Genomic DNA, 14,420 nt, shown 5'->3' with positions numbered 1-14,420 from the left:
CAGCAGAATGGAGCGTGGCATGGCACAGTTCACGGACAGGGTAGCCCTCGTTACCGGTGGCGGCTCCGGCATCGGCGAGGCGGTCAGCAAAGAACTGGCGGCAAAGGGTGCCAGCGTAGTGGTGACCGACATCAATCTGGACGCCGCGCAGCGGGTCACGCAGGAGATCATGGACGCTGGCGGTACCGCCTCGGCCGTGAAGCAGGACACCGCCAGCAAAGAGGACAACGAAAGGGTCGTCCGCCACGCGGTAGACACCTATGGCGCCCTGCACTTTGCCGTGAACAATGCCGGGATCGGCGGCAAGCAAGCCCCTGCTGGCGAGACCGATCTGGAGGACTGGGACAAGGTCATCGACATCAACCTCAACGGCGTGCTGTATGGCATGCGCTTCCAGATCCCGGAGATGCTCAAAGCCGGAAGCAGTAAGAGCGCGATCGTCAACATGGCGTCCATCCACGGCTCGGTCGCGGCGCTGGGCAACGGCGCCTACACCGCCGCCAAGCACGGCGTAGTCGGCCTCACCAAGAACGCGGCCGCGGAATACGGGCCCCAGGGCCTGCGCATCAACTCGGTGGGCCCAGGCTACATCAGGACTCCTCTGGTCGAGCGCAGCCTCAGCCCGGAAGTCCAACAGGCCCTCGAAGGCAAGCATGCGCTCGGGCGCCTGGGCACCTCGGAAGAGGTAGCCCACCTCGTGAGCTTCCTCCTGTCGGATGACGCTTCGTTCATGACCGGCGGCTACTACCTCGTGGACGGCGGCTACACCGCCGTGTGACGGCATCCGCCGACGGCCAGCACTCGTCGTCGTTAGTGGCGGTGACGTACGTCATAATGGGTGCTGGTGTTTCCAACCCAGACTCTCGGCTGGTAGTGATGGGCGGACACAAAGCAACGGTGCCGTCGCGCGCGGCCTGAGCCAATGGAGGCTGGATAGATGCGATACGTGGTCGGCTGTACCGAGGACGAACGCGGCCGCGAAGCCATAGCCTTGGCACGTGCCCTCGCCCGGGCGCCCGGCGCGGAACTCGATCTGGTGCATGTCCTCCCCGGCCCGGGCGACCATCTCCGGTTGGCGCAGGAGCGCGAATACCAGCAGTACCTCGCCGGACAGGCTGACGTCTGGCTGGACAAGGCGTTGGCGCTCGTGCCGCCGGACGTCACCGCGCGTAAGCACATCCGGACCGCGGATTCCTTCGCGGAGGGCCTGATCGAGGCGGCCGAGGAATTCGGCGCGAAGCTGATCGTGGTCGGCGCCGCCAGCAAGGGCTTGTTCAAGCGGTTCACCGTCGGGGCGGTGGCCAACGCGCTGCTGCATGCCTCGCCGGTGCCGGTAGCGCTGGCTCCCTCCGGCTACCGCCCGCCCCGTGACATCACCAGGCTCACGTGCGCGCTCGGAACCCGGCCCGGCGCCGAGACCTTGCTCGATGTGGCGGTGGAGGCGGCGGCAATGCGCCATGTCCCGCTGCGGGTAGTTTCCCTGGTGACGCTCGACGCCGGACATGGCCGCTCGGTAGCAGAGGTGGAGGGCTGGGCAAAGAGTCATGTGGAGATTGCGCTGGCCAAGGCCGTGGAGGGTGTTGCCAGGCGGACGCTGGTGACCGCTGCCGTGGCGAGCGGGGACTCCATCGAAGACGCCATCGAACGGTTGGACTGGGACGAGAGCGAAGTGGTGGTGATCGGATCCAGCCGGCTCGCGGCGCGCAGCAGGATCTTCCTGGGCACGACGGCGAACAAGATGCTGCGCGCGCTGCCGGTGCCCATGGTGGTGGTGCCCCGCGACCATGTCCGGCTGGACGAGCACCCCGGGTTGCCGGCAGACAGTGATTAGCGCCGGGAGCGGGGAGCCGGACCGGCAGGCACGGGCGCAGGCGCAGGTATCCGCCGTCGCGTCCGCCGTACGCACGCCGATCTCCATCAACGAAGACAGCACCGCGCCGCTCTACCGGCAACTGCGCGAGGCGCTGGAGCACCAGATCATCAGCGGCGGCCTGAACCCGGAACTGCCGCTGCCCTCCTCGCGGGAGCTGGCGCGTGAACTGGGGCTTTCGCGCAATACCGTCAACGCGGCATACCAGGAACTGCAGGCGCAGGGCATCATCGAGCCGCACGCCCGCCGCGGTTTTTTCGTCAACCTGCAGATGCTGCAGGGCGCCGCACCGGCCGATGGCGGCACGGATGCGCGCGCCGAGAAGGTGGACTGGTCCCGGCATCTGGGCCGGCGGCTGGACGCGGGGATGCCCGAGATCACGAAGGTGCGCGACTGGGTCTCCTATCCCTATCCGTTCGTGGCCGGCCAGGTGGACGAGAAGGACTTTCCGCGGCTCGGCTGGTCCAAGGCGCTGCGCGACGCGCTGGACCCGCCGCACCTGCACTACAGCCTGCGCGACGGCGTCGACGAGGACGATCCGCTGCTGGTCCGGATGCTCTGCCAGCAGGTCCTGCCCGCCCGCGGCATCGAAGCCGCTCCCGAGAACGTGCTGATCACCTCGGGCTCGCAGCAGGGGCTGGACCTGCTGGCGCACACCATCATGGAGCCGGGGACCGTTGTCGGGGTGGAGGATCCGGGCTACACGGATGCGCGCCACACCTTTGTCCGCGCCGGCGCACAGCTGCGGCCGCTGCCGGTGGACGACGCCGGCCTGGTACCTCCGGAACGACTGGACGGCATCGGGCTGCTGTACCTCACTCCCAGCCACCACAGCCCCACCAACGTGACGCTCTCCGGTGCGCGCCGGCACCAGATCCTCGCCGACGCCCGTGCCGCCGACGCCCTGATCATCGAGGACGACTACGACAGCGAGTTCCGTTACCGCGGGAAACCGACGCCGGCCCTGAAGGCGCTGCCCAACAGCGAGCGGGTAATATACCTCGGATCCTTCACGAAGTTCCTCGCCCCGGGGCTGCGGCTGGGCTACCTAGTGGCCGATGCGGAGCTGGTCGCCGAACTGCGGAACCAGCGCCGCTACCGGCTGCGGCATATCTCCGGACACCTGCAGCGGGCCATGGCCCTGCTCATCGAATCCGGCCAGTACCGCCGGACCATCCGACGACGCCGGACGCAGCTGCAGCGCAAATGGACCGTCCTCACGGAGGCCCTCGACGACGTGCTGCCGTGGAACGTCAACGCACCGCCGGGCGGCGTGAGCGTGTGGCTCCGCGGACCCGAGGGGCTCGACTGCGTCCAGCTCGCCGAAAAGGCCCTCGCGGCCGGCGTGGTGATCGAGCGCGGCGACGTGTTCTTCGCCGATCCGCTGGCCAACCGCGAATGCTTCCGGCTCGGCTTCGCCGCCATCGACATCGCAGACATCCGGCCGGGAGTCGAGCGGCTGGGCAAGGTCATCGCCGAACTGACGGGGTGAGACCGGCGGCAAGCTGCCCTGCTGGTACCTGAACAATGGGGCCGGACTGGCCCTGTCCGTAGCCGATCCCCGTGACCCACAGTGTTGATACCGGGTGCGCTCCTGCGCGCCCCGCCCACCCAAGACAGACCCACTCATGCACCCGTAATTCCACCCGCACCTGCACTGAAAAAGGAGCAATCATGACGGAAACACTGGCCGGCCGGTCCCCTGCTGAAGTCCCTTCGCAGCCGCAGCCGCACCCGCAACGCGTCGCCATCATCGATCTGGACGCCATCAGCCAGAACGTCGCAACGCTGCGCTCGGTGGCCCGGTCCCCGGAGCTGATGACCGTGGTGAAGGCCGACGGATACGCCCACGGCCTGGTGCCAGTTGCCAAGGCCGCGCTGGCCGGCGGCGCCACCCGTTTGGGAACAGCCGTGCTCGAAGAGGCCTTCGCCCTGCGCGACGCCGGCATCACCGCGCCGATCTTTTCGTGGCTCGCCTCGCCCGGAACGGACTATGCCGCGGCCATCCGGCGGGACATCGAACTGGCGGCCTACGGCACGGACCAGCTGGCCGAAATCGTCCAGGCGGCCGAGGCGACAGGCACCCCCGCCGTCGTTCATTTGAAGGCGGATACCGGGATGTGGCGCGGCGGAGCGGCCCCGGCGGACTGGCCCGAGCTGGTGGCGGCCGCCCGGAGAGCGGAAGCGGACGGACTGGTCCGGGTGGTGGGGCTCTGGTCCCATCTGGCCTGCGCCGACGAGCCCGGGCATCCGTCCCTCGCGGCCCAGCTGCGCGTCTTCGAGGAGGCCACCGGCATTGCCCGTTCGGCCGGCCTCCGCCCGACGCTGCGGCATATCGCCAATTCCGCCGCGACGCTGTCCCTGCCCGAGAGCCATTTCGACATGGTCCGCCCCGGGATCGCGACCTACGGCATCAATCCGATTCCCGTGGAACATCGCGCGGGCATGCCGCGCCTGCGCCCGGCGATGACCCTGGCCGGAGCCATCGTCCAGACCAAGCGCGCCCCGGCCGGCTCCGGCGTCTCCTACGGCCATACGGAGATCCTGCAGCAGGAAACGACCCTCGCCGTCGTGCCCTTGGGCTACGCCGACGGCGTTTTCCGCAGTGCCAGCGGGACCGGTCCGGTGCAGGTGGGCGGCCTGCGTTACCGCGTCACCGGGCGCGTCTGCATGGACCAATTCATGATCGATGTCGGCGATGACCCGGTTGCGGCGGGGGACAGGGTGGTGCTGTTCGGCCCGGGCGACGACGGCGAGCCGAGCGCCGATGACTGGGCTGACGCGGCCGGAACCATTCCCTACGAGGTGCTGACCCGCATCGCTGCGCGGGTGCCGCGCGTCTACCGGGGTCTGGTACCTAAAAAGTCATCCCATTCTGGGTCTTTGGTGGGTCCTGGCAATAGTCCAGAGTGATACACACCACACCATGATCCGGTCATGGTGGTCCGATCAGCCCAGTGCTGATGCATCGTAAAGAATTCGACTGGAGGGTCCCGTGACTAACTCAGAGAACCGCACGCTTGCCCAGCGGCACCTGTTTCCGCACTTCACCACCGGTAAGGCCTGGCGGGACCCGAACCTGCCCATCATCGTCAGCGGCGAAGGCTGCTACCTCATCGACGAGGACGGCAACCGCTTCCTGGACGGGCTGGCCGGCCTGTTCTGCGTGAACATGGGCCACGGCCGCACCGACATCCCCGCCGCGGCCACCAAGCAGATGTCCAAGCTGGCCTACTGGACCAACTGGGGCTCCGCCCACCCTGCAGCCGTCGAGGCCGCCACCACGATCGCCAGCCTGGCGCCGGGCGACCTGGACGTGACGTTCTTCGTCAACTCCGGTTCCGAGGCCGTGGAGTCCGCGATCAAGTTTGCCCGCCAGTACCACCGCAGCCAGGGCCAGCCTGAGCGGACCAAGATCATCGCCCGCAACATGGCCTACCACGGCACCACCCTGGGCGCGCTCGCCGTCACCGGCATCCCCGCCTACAAGGAAGCCTTCGGCGAGCTGATGCCCGGCGTGCGGCACGTGCCCAACACACTCGGCGAGACCATCCCCGAGGGCGGCACCGCGGCGGACCTGCCCAGCATCCAGGCCATCCTGCAGGTCATCGAGGAAGAGGGCGCGCACACCATCGCCGCACTGTTCGCCGAGCCGGTGCAGAACTCCCGCGGCGCGCTGGTCCCGCCGCCCGGTTACTGGCAGGAACTGCGCGCCATCTGCGACCGCTTCGGGATCCTGCTGGTCGCGGACGAGGTCATCTGCGGCTTCGGACGTCTGGGCGAGTGGTTCGGCAGCACAAAGTACGACGTCGTTCCGGACCTGCTGACCTTCGCCAAGGGTTCCACCTCCGGCTACGCGCCGCTGGGCGGCGTCCTGATCCGCACCCCGCTGGCCAACGCGCTGCTGGATTCCCCGGCCGCCGGCATCTTCACCCACGGCGCCACCTGGGGCGGACACCCGGTATCGACGGCGGTGGCGGTCGCCAACCTCGGCGCACTGCAGGAAGAGAACATCCCGGGCAATGTGCGCAGCCTCGAACCGTACTTCCAGGCCGGACTCAACCAGATCCGCGACGCGCACCGCAGCGTGCTGGAGTGGCGCGGCACGGGCTTCTTCTACGCCATCGAACTCACCGGCGACCGCGAGACCGGACGCACCCTGACGCCCGAACAGTCCCAGGAGCTCCTCGGCAGCGTGATGCCCAAGGCCATGCGCGAGGTCAACCTGATCACCCGCCCGGACAACCGCGGCGCCACCATGCTGGTGCTCTCGCCGCCGCTGGTCGCGGACCAGGCCGTGCTCGATGACCTGCTGACCAAGGTGGACCACGTCATGTCCGCCACGGACAAGCATCTGGGGCTCTAGGCAATGAAGCAGCTCAACACGTCGAGGCCCATGGGGCGGTGCACGGCATGACCACGCAGTTGGCCCGCCGCCGGCTGGCGCAGACGATACCGGCGGACAAGCAGCTGGCGGACAACCAGCTGCAGGCCGGCTGGTGCGCCCGCCTCGCCGGGGACCGGAACCGGGTAGTGCTGGCGGACGGGCGGGACGAACGGGTCCTGGCCGCGGCCGCCGAGCTGGCCGGCCTAGGCATCGTGCCCGTGCTGGTCGACGAGCCGGCCGAGATCCGCCGAGCTGCCGCAGCCGCCGGTGTCAAGCTGCCGTCCGACGTCGTTATCCTGGCCCCGGAGCAGGTGCGCCGCTCCGGGGCGGGGGAGCTGCTCGCCGAGCGCGCGGCCGGACGCAAACCAGGAACGGCCGAGGGTTGGCTGACCGATCCGCTGTACCTGTCCATGGCGGCGCTGGCCGCGGGCGACGCCGACGCCTGCGTTGCCGGGGCGAATCGGCCCACCGCCGACGTACTGCGCGCGGCATTGCGCGTGGTCGGCACGGCGGAGGGTTCGGACTGCGTGAGCAGCAGCTTCCTGATGCACCTGCAGGACGGCCGGACGTTCGGCTACGGCGACTGCGCCGTGCTGCCGGAGCCCGACGCCGGCCAGCTCGCCGAGGTGGCGGTCGCCACCAGCCGCACCTTCGCGGCACTCACCGGCGAGGAGCCGCAGGTGGCCATGCTGTCCTTCAGCACCATGGGCAGCGCTGACCATGCCAGCGTGTCCCGGGTCCGTGAAGCCACCGCCATCGTGCGGGAGCGGGAGCCCGGGCTGGCCGTCGACGGCGAACTGCAGTTCGACGCCGCCCTGCTCGAATCCGTGGCCCGCAGCAAGGCGCCGGATTCCGGCGTCGCCGGACACGCCAACGTGTTTATCTTTCCCAATCTCGCCGCGGGCAACATCGGTTACAAGATCACCCAACGGCTCGGCGGAGCGGCGGCCTACGGCCCGATCCTGCAGGGCCTCGCCCTGCCCGTCAACGACCTCTCCCGCGGCTGCACCGCGGCAGACATCGTCAATGTAGCGATCATCAGCGTTTTGCAATCCCAAACCAGCGTCACCAGGCCCGGTCCCTTCGGACTGTAGCCAGCACGGGCAGAGAGTTCTGTCCCTGGAGAATGAGGTTTACATGAAAGCAACAACTGAGACCGGCAACGTGGCCGGCAGCGGAGCTTCGGCCGGACCGGCGGCAACCCCCGGACCCGACCAGCCCGAGCGGCTGGCCAAGACCCTCAAGCCCAGCTGGGTCTGGGCCATCGCCCTCGGCTCGGCCGTTGGTTGGGGCGCGTTCATCCTGCCCACCGACTGGATCGCCGCGGCGGGACCGGTGGGCGCGATGAGCGGCTTCCTGATCGGCGGCGGGCTGATGGTGCTGATCGCCGTCAGCTACGGCTTCCTGATCCGCAGCTTCCCCGTCTCCGGCGGCGAGCTGGCGTTCGCATTGGTCGGCTTCGGCCGGACCCACGCGTTCTTCTGCGGCTGGTTCCTGACCCTGGGCTACACCTGCATTGTGGCGCTGAACGCCTCGGCGCTGGCGCTCCTGTTCCGGAAACTGCTGCCGGGGGTGGTCCAGCAGGGCTACCTCTACACCATCGCCGGCTACGACGTGTACATGGTGGAAGTGCTCATCTCGATCACCGCGCTGGCGGTCTTCGCCTACCTGAACATCCGCGGCACCGCACTGTCCGGCCGGGTCCAGTTCATCGCCTGCATAATCATGTTGATTGCCGTCGCCTGCATCCTGGCCGCCGTGCTGGTCCACCCCGACAGCCTGGTCAGCAACGCCGCGCCGGCCTTCCCCGAGGGCGTCTCGCCGCTGACCGCCATCCTCGCGATCGTCGCCATCGCGCCGTGGGCCTACATCGGTTTCGACAACGTGCCGCAGGCCGCCGAGGAGTTCGACTTCCCGCCGAGCAAGGCCATGAAGCTGATTGTGCTGGCGCTGCTCGCCGCGGCCCTGCTGTACGCGGCCATGATCGCCGCCGTCGCTGTTGCCGAGCCGTGGGAACAGCTCGTCTCCGGGCAGTCGGCCTGGGGCACCGCCGACGCGGTAACCGGTCTGCTGGGCGGCGTCGGCATGCTGCTGCTGGCCATCGGCATCACCATGGGCGTGACCACCGGCCTGAACGGCTTCTACGTTTCCGCCAGCCGCATCCTGCTGGCGATGGGCCGGGCGCAGATGGTCCCGCAGGTCTTCGCCAAGCTGCACCCGAAGCACAAGACGCCGTACGTGGGCATCCTGTTTGTCGGCGCCTTCTGCCTGGTGACCCCGTGGTTCGGCCGGGCCGCGCTGGAATGGGTGGTCAACATGTCCGCCGTCGGCGTGACCGTGGCCTACCTGTACACCTGCCTCTGCGCCTTCAAGCTCTTCCGCAGCTCCGGCTCGGCACCCCGTCCGGGCGATCTGGAAGGCACACGTTCGACGACGAAGAAGGTGCTCAGCATGGTCGGCGCGGTCATCTCGGTGTCCTTCATGGCGCTGCTGCTGTTGCCCGGCTCACCCGCCATGCTCGGCCCGGAGTCCATGACGGCCCTGCTGATCTGGATTGTGGTGGGAGTGGTCTTCTTCCTGCTGCGGCGCAAGCACAACAGGACGCTGACCAACGAGCAGGTGGATCTGCTGGTGCTGGGCAAGCCCCGCCCGGAAGGGTTCGCCATCAAGGACAAGAACGCGCAGCGGGCCCAGGGCGACACGACGTCGGTCTAGCCAACGCTGCAAGGCCGGTGCGCCGCGGGCACTCCCCGCGGCGCACCGGCCGCCATGAACGGAAAGGAAAACGACTATGGTGAACACCGTGACACAGACGGTAAAGGGCGGTCCGGCCGGGAAGCAATCGCGGCTGCGCTCGCTGGCAGAGTGGCTGGGGCGGAACTGGCCCGGCCTCACTGCCTGCGCCGTTGCCGTGCCGGCGGCGTTCGCCCTGCACCTGCTGATGCCGGCCGTGCCGGTGATGACCCTGGCCGTGATCATGGGCGTGCTGGCAGCCAACATCCCCGGGATCTCCCGACTCACCGTCGGCCCGTGGCGGAAGGGCCTGGATTTTGCCGGCAAGCGCCTGATGCGCGCCGGAATCGTGCTGCTGGGCCTGAAGCTCAGCGTGGTGGACGTGCTGGAACTGGGCTGGGCCACGTTCGCGGTGATTGTCGCCGTCGTGCTTCTGGCCTTCGGCGGTACGTATCTGCTGGGCAAGGCCTTCCGGCTGCCGGGCGACCAGCCGCTGCTGATCGCCACCGGGTTCTCCATCTGCGGCGCCTCGGCTATCGGCGCGATGAGCGCGGTGCGCCAGTCCAAACAGCAGGACACGGTCATCCCGGTGGCGCTGGTGACCCTCTGCGGCACGCTGGCCATCGCCGTGCTGCCGCTGCTCATGCAGCCGCTGGGCCTGGGTCCGCTGGCCTTCGGCCAGTGGGTGGGCGCTTCAGTGCACGACGTCGGCCAGGTGGTTGCCACCGCGCAGACCGCGGGAACCGCCGCGCTCGCCGTCGCCATTGTCATCAAGCTGACCCGCGTGCTCACGCTGGCGCCCATGGTGGCTGTCACCGGCATCGTCAGCCGCCGCGGCCGGAAGGGGCAGGAAGGTTCCGAGCACCTGAAGCTGCCGCCGATCGTGCCGGCCTTCATCCTCGGGTTCGTCGCACTGGTCGCCGTGCGGTCCCTGCTTCCGGTGCCGGAGGGCGTGCTGGAGGCGGCGACCATTGTCCAGGACGTGCTCCTGGCCGCCGCGCTCTTCGGGCTGGGTTCGGCCGTGCGCATGCGCGAACTGTTCAGCTCCCGCGGCAGCGCCGTGCTGATGGCCCTGTGTTCCTGGGCGCTGATCGCCGGCCTGGCCTACGGCGGGATCCTGCTGCTGCAGTAAGCTTCTTTCGCCGAGCAAACACTCTGGAAGGAAGCGATGACCGTCCCCACCCCCACCACCCCGCAGGTCCACGCCGAAGAGGACGTCGACCGGTACGACGCCGGCTACCGCAGTTGGCTGGCCGAGGCGCTGGCGAAGGTCCAGGCGGACGCCAACCGCTCCTCCGACACGCATCTGCTTGCCGTGCCGCTGCCGGAACAGTGGGGCGTGGACCTCTACCTGAAGGACGAGTCAACCCATCCCACCGGCTCCCTGAAGCACCGGCTGGCCAGATCCCTGTTCCTGCACGCCCTGTGCAACGGCTGGATCCGGCCGGCCAAGCCGGTCATCGAAGCCTCCAGCGGCTCCACGGCCATCTCCGAGGCGTACTTCGCGCGCCTCATCGGCGTCCCGTTCATCGCAGTCATGGCCCGGTCTACCAGCCAGCAGAAGGTACAACTTATCGAGTTCTACGGGGGCCAGTGCCACTTCGTGGAGAACCCGAACGAGGTGTACGAGGCCGCCGCGGCCCTGGCCCAGCAAACCGGCGGCCACTACATGGACCAGTTCACCTACGCCGAGCGGGCCACCGACTGGCGGGGCAACAACAACATCGCCGAGTCGATCTTCGACCAGATGTCGCAGGAGCGGCACCCGGAACCCGCGTGGATCGTAGCGACGGCGGGCACCGGCGGCACCTCTGCCACGCTCGCCCGCTACATCCGCTACACCGGGCGGGCCACAGGCATCTGCGTCGCCGATCCGGAAAACTCCGCGTTCTTCCCGGCCTGGCGGGAGCAGGACGCCAGCGTCACCACTGCCACCGGTTCCCGGATCGAAGGGATCGGCCGCCAACGCGTCGAAGCAAGCTTCATCGGGTCCGCTATCGACCGAATGATGCGCGTCCCCGACGCCGCCGCCATGGCCTCCATCCGTCTGCTGGCAGAACTGCTGGGCAGGCGGACCGGGGCATCGACCGGAACAGGCCTGTGGTCGGCGTTCCGGATCATCTCCGAAATGATCAACACTGGGCAGCAGGGCAGCGTTGTGTCTTTGATCTGCGATCCGGGGGACAGGTACCTCGACAAGTACTACTCCGATGAATGGCTGGCGGAGAACAAGATCGACGTCGGACCCTACTACCGCCGGTTGGAGACTTTCATGAACACAGGCACCCTTTCCTAAAGGACGGGCAAGAAGAGGGTGGCTGCGCTCAGACGAAGGCGGGTAGCGTGTCGAGGGCAGCGAACGTCGGCCGCTCCTGCTAGCTTCAGTTCATGGGCGAGCCTAATGAGATTGACGTCGACTACAACTTCTTCGATGACACTCCGACGGGTAAGGACCCCGATAGTCACAGCCCCACACTCCGGCGATACCACCAGCTCCTATGGAGCAAGCCGCTCCCCGACGGGCGGCCGTTCGAGCTCCAGACTGCGCGCGCACTTGCGCCCTATCTTGTGTATGAAGCAGGCGGCACGAGAGTTGTTCTCGGGAGCGACACGATTGCGACGCGGCATCGAAGGAAACTGCACCACCTCTACGCGCAGCTCCCCGACGAGGTCAATAACTCGTTCCTGCGGCGCTCCTACACGATCTGCGGCTTCATGATCTTCCCGGTCTCGCAGGGCGGTATCAATCAGAGACGAGGCATTCATCCGCGGATCCAAGACCGATGGGACTTGACTCTCGAAGCGATCCGGCGCTTTTACGAGGGTGGCACGAATCCCTTGGCTGCAGTCATGGATCGTCATGCCGACTTCTTCGAGCTCTTCGGTTCGTTCCAGGGATACGTCAAGCATTTCCTTCTCGACGACTTCGTGGATGAGCGTGGCGCCGTACGCTTCTTGCTCCCCTTCGACGACTTCGAGCCACCGGCGTTGCCCTCCGACCTGCCAACGTACGCGCGTTATCGTCTGGACAGTCTGGAACTATTCGAGGCACGCCGCCTGCGCATCCTGAACGCGATCAGGTAGCAGCCGCTGCGCGCTCGGCTCATCACCAAGTCTGGCAATAAGAACAAGATCGACGTCGGACCGTACTGCCGCCGGTTGGAAACCTTCATGAACACAGGGACCCTGTCCTAAGGCGCAGGAGGCCGAACCTAAGAACGTCGGCGGAGTTGGGCGGCGTAGGCGGTGTTCAGGACTGGCGATAAGGGTGGGCGTCGTCGGCGTTCTTATTTGAGCTTGAGCCTGTTCAGCGGCCGCGGCGACGGCGGATCTGCTGCCAGGATGCGGAGGGCATCGGCGGCCGGTTGCCGGTCGGCTGCTTCCAGCAACAGCCATGACGTGTGCGATGGATCAGACAGCGGCTTTTCGAGCATCCGGATCCGGGACCGGTCGCTGCCCTTCATCTGTTTGGCGGTGCCCAGTGGGTCTTTTACCGTTGCCAGCAGAACCGCTGCGTCATCGAGGTGGCGGGATTTGTCCCGGGAGTCCTCTTGGTAGGCGGCGCCCTTGAGGACCAGTGCGCCCAGGGCGTTGGGGATGCTGACCAGCACGGGCTCCTCATAGGGCAGCGTGATGCGACAGTTCACGGTGCGCTGCAGTGCCTGGGTTCCGGCAGGCAGCTTGAAGGGCTGGCGGCCGCCGAGGCGGGAAATCATTTTCGGTGCCGCGTGGTCGGCGATCATGACGTCGATCTGCTCATCGCCGCGCACGAAGCGGTGCGCGGGCGCTTCGCTGTCCACCGAAGTATGCAGCGTGTACCCGAGCTCGCCGAGTACCTGCTGGACGCGGCCGGTGGTCGCGGCCCCGGTTTCGATGTGCAGCACGATGTCGACGTCGGCGGTCGGCCGCGTAACGGCCAGATTGGCGGCTGCCGAATGCAGCTGCACCATGAGCCCGCCCACCAAAGTCCACTGGTCGGCCGGCAGATGTCTGGCCAGCTCTACGCACTGGGGCCAGGGCGAGTCCCAGCCACCGGGAGGGGAGGCTACCTCCCACAGCTCACGCACGGCGGAACTCCTCGAGCAGTTCGGTCAGGACCCGTTCTCCAGCACTGCGTTCCCGTGTGGCCAGTGAGTCCATCAGGTCTACGGCGATGGCGGCCAGCGGCGGCCGACCGTTGGCGGCGGCGAAGGCGTGAAACACCTCGATCTCATGGATCACTACGTTGCCGGCTGGGTCCGGGGCGAGAAAATAGTGTTCGGCGAGAGCATCAGCATCGCCGATGGCGACGTAGCCTTCCGCGATTCCGCCGCCGGCTGCAAGGCCGAAACGGGCGGCCGTGTGCTTGTCAGTCATAGCCGTAGGGCCTGTAGTCACCAGTTCTTCGGCTACCGCCGGAATACTGGCCGGGGGAGTGCGGTACCTTTTGACCTTGTCTTTGTGCCGGGCCAGACTGTGGATGTGGCGTGCGGTCAGCTCGGGATCGCGAAGGGATGTTTTGATCCGCGACCGGCGTGGCGGGATCAGCCATTCCGGGTTGTCACCCGAGAGCATGCTCAGCGTCGCCCATGCCGTGTGTGGAGCCCAGACCCGGCCACGCCGCACGCCCTGGTACTTGACCCGTTGGACCGAGGCTGGATCGATGATCATGGAACGCCCGGTGTGGCCGAGTTTGATGAGGCGGCCGGATGCCACCAGGTCTCGCACGCGGGCTTGATTAATGCCCAGCTGCTCCGCTGCCTCTGTTGAGGTCATTCCGTCCATGATTACCACAAACACCTTCTTACCAACGGGTTAGTGATAATTTACCAGATACACGACGATATCATCTGGATAGTGGTAACCGTTGATGCAGGGCGAACAAAAGGGGCCGCCTTCCGGCGGCCTCCCTCGTCGATCGTTTGTCAGACCTTTTCGCGCGCCAGCTTGATCACCCAGGCGGACCAAGACCCACGCGAAGAAGATTCCCGAGACCTTCGACCGGAACGAAATCCTCGCGCGGGCCTTGGACCTCGCAACGGCAATCGAAGCGGGCCGGCCGATCCGACTTCTGGGCCTGCGGGCCGAAATGACAATGCCCGACGACGCACGAAAGGGACATACGCCGACGCGCGGCGGTTGGTGACGGCGTCCACATCCGGCGGTGCAGAGCTGCTGGGCCGGCGAACCGGGGCGTCGGCCGGGGCCGGCCTGCGGTGGGCGTTCCGGATCATGTCCGAAATGATCAACACGGGCAGGCAGGGCAGTGTTGTGTCTTTGATCCGCGATCCAGGGGACAGGTACCTCGACAAGTACTACTCCGACGAGTGGCTCGCGGAGAACAAGATCGACGTCGGACCGTACTGCCGCCGGTTGGAGACTTTCATGAACACGGGGACCCTTTCCTAAACGACGGGCAAGGCACTACCGGGCAGCTCGGCGGTCAGAGGC

General features: G+C 67.3%; 13 protein-coding genes and 1 pseudogene. 12 read left to right on the top strand and 2 right to left on the bottom strand.

Annotation, left to right across the window (positions count from 1 at the left end; translation table 11 throughout):
* The first annotated feature begins 19 nt into the window (after window positions 1–19).
* The 10 genes from B0G38_RS00205 (at window position 20) to B0G38_RS00160 (ending at window position 12,074) form a co-directional block, all read left to right on the top strand.
* On the top strand, window positions 20–778 hold the full coding sequence (locus B0G38_RS00205) for an SDR family NAD(P)-dependent oxidoreductase (protein ID WP_264667564.1): 759 nt from the start codon (window positions 20–22) through the stop codon (window positions 776–778).
* Between the two features lie 159 nt (window positions 779–937).
* Window positions 938–1,831 (top strand): universal stress protein, encoded by an 894-nt coding sequence (locus B0G38_RS00200; protein ID WP_264667563.1) that lies wholly within the window; start codon window positions 938–940, stop codon window positions 1,829–1,831.
* On the top strand, window positions 1,824–3,362 hold the full coding sequence (gene pdxR, locus B0G38_RS00195; RefSeq protein ID WP_264667562.1) for a MocR-like pyridoxine biosynthesis transcription factor PdxR: 1,539 nt from the start codon (window positions 1,824–1,826) through the stop codon (window positions 3,360–3,362). The genes B0G38_RS00200 and pdxR overlap by 8 nt, the downstream gene beginning before the upstream one ends.
* Window positions 3,363–3,544: 182 nt before the next feature.
* Window positions 3,545–4,783 carry an alanine racemase gene (alr, locus tag B0G38_RS00190; protein ID WP_264667561.1) on the top strand — a complete coding sequence of 413 codons (1,239 nt, stop codon included), beginning with the start codon at window positions 3,545–3,547 and terminating at the stop codon, window positions 4,781–4,783.
* A gap of 82 nt (window positions 4,784–4,865) precedes the next feature.
* Window positions 4,866–6,236, top strand: a complete 1,371-nt coding sequence (locus B0G38_RS00185; RefSeq protein WP_169992538.1) for an aspartate aminotransferase family protein — start codon at window positions 4,866–4,868, stop codon at window positions 6,234–6,236.
* Window positions 6,237–6,283: 47 nt separating this feature from the next.
* Window positions 6,284–7,351 (top strand): phosphate acetyltransferase, encoded by a 1,068-nt coding sequence (gene pta, locus B0G38_RS00180; RefSeq protein ID WP_264667560.1) that lies wholly within the window; start codon window positions 6,284–6,286, stop codon window positions 7,349–7,351.
* 43 nt (window positions 7,352–7,394) lie between these two features.
* Window positions 7,395–8,972: an APC family permease gene (locus B0G38_RS00175; RefSeq protein WP_264667559.1), complete on the top strand. Its 1,578-nt coding sequence runs from the start codon at window positions 7,395–7,397 to the stop codon at window positions 8,970–8,972.
* Between the two features lie 76 nt (window positions 8,973–9,048).
* The gene (locus tag B0G38_RS00170; protein ID WP_413542004.1) at window positions 9,049–10,122 is read left to right on the top strand and encodes a YeiH family protein; all 1,074 of its coding nucleotides are present in this window, start codon (window positions 9,049–9,051) and stop codon (window positions 10,120–10,122) included.
* A 36-nt stretch (window positions 10,123–10,158) separates the two neighbouring features.
* A complete protein-coding gene (locus tag B0G38_RS00165) occupies window positions 10,159–11,286 on the top strand; it encodes a PLP-dependent cysteine synthase family protein (RefSeq protein ID WP_264667557.1) in 1,128 nt (375 codons plus the stop codon).
* 92 nt (window positions 11,287–11,378) lie between these two features.
* Window positions 11,379–12,074, top strand: coding sequence for a DUF6994 family protein (locus B0G38_RS00160; RefSeq protein WP_264667556.1), 696 nt, complete (start codon window positions 11,379–11,381; stop codon window positions 12,072–12,074).
* Window positions 12,075–12,277: 203 nt separating this feature from the next.
* On the opposite strand, the gene B0G38_RS00155 is transcribed toward B0G38_RS00160, so the two are convergent.
* On the bottom strand, window positions 12,278–13,057 hold the full coding sequence (locus B0G38_RS00155; RefSeq protein ID WP_264667555.1) for a hypothetical protein: 780 nt from the start codon (window positions 13,055–13,057) through the stop codon (window positions 12,278–12,280).
* A complete protein-coding gene (locus B0G38_RS00150; RefSeq protein WP_264667554.1) occupies window positions 13,050–13,745 on the bottom strand; it encodes a helix-turn-helix domain-containing protein in 696 nt (231 codons plus the stop codon). Before B0G38_RS00150 ends, B0G38_RS00155 begins: the two co-directional genes overlap by 8 nt.
* Before the next feature lie 175 nt (window positions 13,746–13,920).
* Between B0G38_RS00150 and B0G38_RS00145 the strand changes: the two are divergent.
* Both B0G38_RS00145 and B0G38_RS00140 read left to right on the top strand, forming a co-directional pair.
* Window positions 13,921–14,115: pseudogene (locus tag B0G38_RS00145) on the top strand (DinB/UmuC family translesion DNA polymerase); the annotation flags it as partial.
* Window positions 14,112–14,378, top strand: a complete 267-nt coding sequence (locus tag B0G38_RS00140) for a hypothetical protein (protein ID WP_264667553.1) — start codon at window positions 14,112–14,114, stop codon at window positions 14,376–14,378. The pseudogene B0G38_RS00145 and the gene B0G38_RS00140, both read left to right, overlap by 4 nt.
* The last annotated feature ends 42 nt before the right edge of the window (window positions 14,379–14,420 follow it).

The sequence above is a fragment of the Crystallibacter permensis genome, assembly GCF_025960875.1.
GTDB lineage: Bacteria > Actinomycetota > Actinomycetes > Actinomycetales > Micrococcaceae > Crystallibacter > Crystallibacter permensis.
Note: the sequence above shows the minus strand (reverse complement) of the source record. Positions and strands in the feature narration are given on the sequence as shown.

Bases quoted from the DNA above. Each gene is read 5' to 3' on its own strand.
- B0G38_RS00205 (WP_264667564.1), top strand. From the start codon at position 20: ATGGCACAGTTCACGGACAGGGTAGCCCTCGTTACCGGTGGCGGCTCC.
- alr (WP_264667561.1), top strand. From the start codon at position 3,545: ATGACGGAAACACTGGCCGGCCGGTCCCCTGCTGAAGTCCCTTCGCAG.
- B0G38_RS00175 (WP_264667559.1), top strand. From the start codon at position 7,395: ATGAAAGCAACAACTGAGACCGGCAACGTGGCCGGCAGCGGAGCTTCG.
- pta (WP_264667560.1), top strand. From the start codon at position 6,284: ATGACCACGCAGTTGGCCCGCCGCCGGCTGGCGCAGACGATACCGGCG.
- B0G38_RS00170 (WP_413542004.1), top strand. From the start codon at position 9,049: ATGGTGAACACCGTGACACAGACGGTAAAGGGCGGTCCGGCCGGGAAG.
- B0G38_RS00200 (WP_264667563.1), top strand. From the start codon at position 938: ATGCGATACGTGGTCGGCTGTACCGAGGACGAACGCGGCCGCGAAGCC.
- B0G38_RS00165 (WP_264667557.1), top strand. From the start codon at position 10,159: ATGACCGTCCCCACCCCCACCACCCCGCAGGTCCACGCCGAAGAGGAC.
- B0G38_RS00160 (WP_264667556.1), top strand. From the start codon at position 11,379: ATGGGCGAGCCTAATGAGATTGACGTCGACTACAACTTCTTCGATGAC.
- B0G38_RS00150 (WP_264667554.1), bottom strand. From the start codon at position 13,745: ATGACCTCAACAGAGGCAGCGGAGCAGCTGGGCATTAATCAAGCCCGC.